At 40.2% G+C, this 2,058-nt stretch carries 2 protein-coding genes; both read left to right on the top strand.

Going from position 1 to position 2,058, the window contains the following annotated elements; all coding sequences use genetic code 11:
* Window positions 1–288 precede the first annotated feature (288 nt).
* Window positions 289–1,092, top strand: a complete 804-nt coding sequence (locus CJD30_RS11565; protein ID WP_294919307.1) for a glycosyltransferase — start codon at window positions 289–291, stop codon at window positions 1,090–1,092.
* Window positions 1,093–1,118: 26 nt separating this feature from the next.
* Window positions 1,119–1,985, top strand: coding sequence for an NAD-dependent epimerase/dehydratase family protein (locus CJD30_RS11570; protein WP_294919310.1), 867 nt, complete (start codon window positions 1,119–1,121; stop codon window positions 1,983–1,985).
* Window positions 1,986–2,058 lie beyond the last annotated feature (73 nt).

Consider the following 2,058-nt stretch of genomic DNA (forward strand, 5'->3'; position numbering starts at 1 on the left):
AGATAACTGATATCACCCTCAAACGCTATAAAGAAAAAACTTTATTTCTACAGCAAGCTAATACCAATAGTAAAACCAACAGCAATGATCTCTAATATAACTATCTCGCCTAACCCGATTAAGCCCAAAAAGCAGCTAATTATTGGGCTAGGATTATTAAGTGGCCTTATTTTTGGGATTTTATAGCATTTTTTCTCGAATTAATCTCTAATTCCTCTCCTCTCCTCTCTACCCGATTCAGCCCCTAAATCCTCTAAAAAAGAGCTTTAAAGTATATTTATAGTAGAATTGAATTTTTTAAGTATCACACAGGGGAAAAAAGTAGTGGATGCAGCTTCAATCATTGTTAATCGGTTAGCTAAATTTTTCGGTGTATTTGTTAAAACTTTAGGCTATGTATTCCATTTCTTTTTTAAGACGAAGCGGTTCACCATACCAATGTACAGCAAAGCTTTTTTCTCAGGGGAACAGTCTGTAATCCCTAAAATAATCTGGCAAACCAATTACTCGAACAATGTTACACTCCCCGTCTATTTCAATTATCTCTTTAATCGCTTGATGTCTCTGGACTGGGAATACCGCTACGTCAGCACAGAAGAGCGTCAAGAGTTTATCAAAGAACACGCTTCCGAAAGAACCTATCATGCATTTGAACAGCTGACCGACGGTGCTTCTCAAGCTGACTTTTGGCGAGTTTTTACCTTAAATTATTACGGCGGTGTCTATATGGATATTGACGCCCATGCCGTCTGGCCCCTCTCCAAAATGATTAAGCCCGATGATAAAGAGCTGTTTTTAATGACAAAACACCACTATAGCAACTATTTTATTGCGAGTGCCCAAGGGAATCCGTATATGCAAAAAACACTTGATATCACGGTCGATAATATCGAGCAGAAAAATATCGGTAACGGTGTATACGATTTAACGGGGCCAACGGTACTCAACAGAGCAATAGGGGATGATAATGTCAATTTTAGGCATAATCGATACACCTGTGTTCAGGGAAGCTTTACCAACGAGTATTTTCAATATATGGATAAACCTCGCGGCAAATGGACCCACAAAAAACAAGACGAATTATTGAAATAAGTAAGTATTTAAAGAAGGAATAAACAGTGCGTAAGCGAATTTTAGTGACAGGCGGAGCCGGATTTGTCGGTAGTAATCTGTGCGAAAGACTTTTAAAAAATCCCAATTACGACATCTACAGTCTCGATAACTATTTTACCGGGAGCGAAGCCAACCATATCCCGAATGTTACCTATATCAAAGGGGACACGGCACAAATCAGCGAACTGGTCACATTTAATCCCGATATGGTCTATCACCTCGGAGAATACAGCAGGGTCGAGCAAAGCTTTGATGATATTGAAAAAGTGTGGCGTTATAATAAAGACGGAATTTTTGCCGTTCTCGAATTTGTCCGAAAAGCCGGATGTAAAATCCTCTATGCCGGAAGCTCCACGAAATTCGGAGACGGTGGACTTGGCAGAAGTGCATCACCCTATGCATGGACAAAAGCGACCAATACCGAACTGGTAATGAATTACGGTGCATGGTTCAATGTCCCCTATGCTATCACCTATTTCTACAATGTCTACGGTCCAAGAGAGATCCAAACTGGCAAATATGCGACCCTTATTGCATTATTCAAAGAAAAAATGAAAAAGGGTGAACCTCTTACGATCGTTGCTCCCGGAACACAAAAAAGAAATTTCACCCACATCGATGACATTATCGATGGGCTTGTACTGGTAGGTGAAAATGGCTATGGAGATGAGTTTGGTATCGGTAGCCCTGAAGCCTATTCTATCCTCGAAATTGCCGAAATGTTTGGTGGGAAAATAGAAATGCTCCCCGAACGAAAAGGGAACCGAATGACTGCCGATGTCATCAGTGCGAAGACGGAGGCTTTAGGGTGGAGCCCAAAAAGAACAATCAGTGATTATATTGAAGAATGTAAACAAAGAAAGTGGGCATAATTCACCATGCTCTTCAACAGCTACGAGTTCATCTTTTTATTTTTGCCGATTACCTTTTTCGTCTATTTTTGGC

This window comes from Sulfuricurvum sp. PD_MW2 (assembly GCF_002633015.1).
Classification (GTDB): Bacteria; Campylobacterota; Campylobacteria; order Campylobacterales; family Sulfurimonadaceae; genus Sulfuricurvum.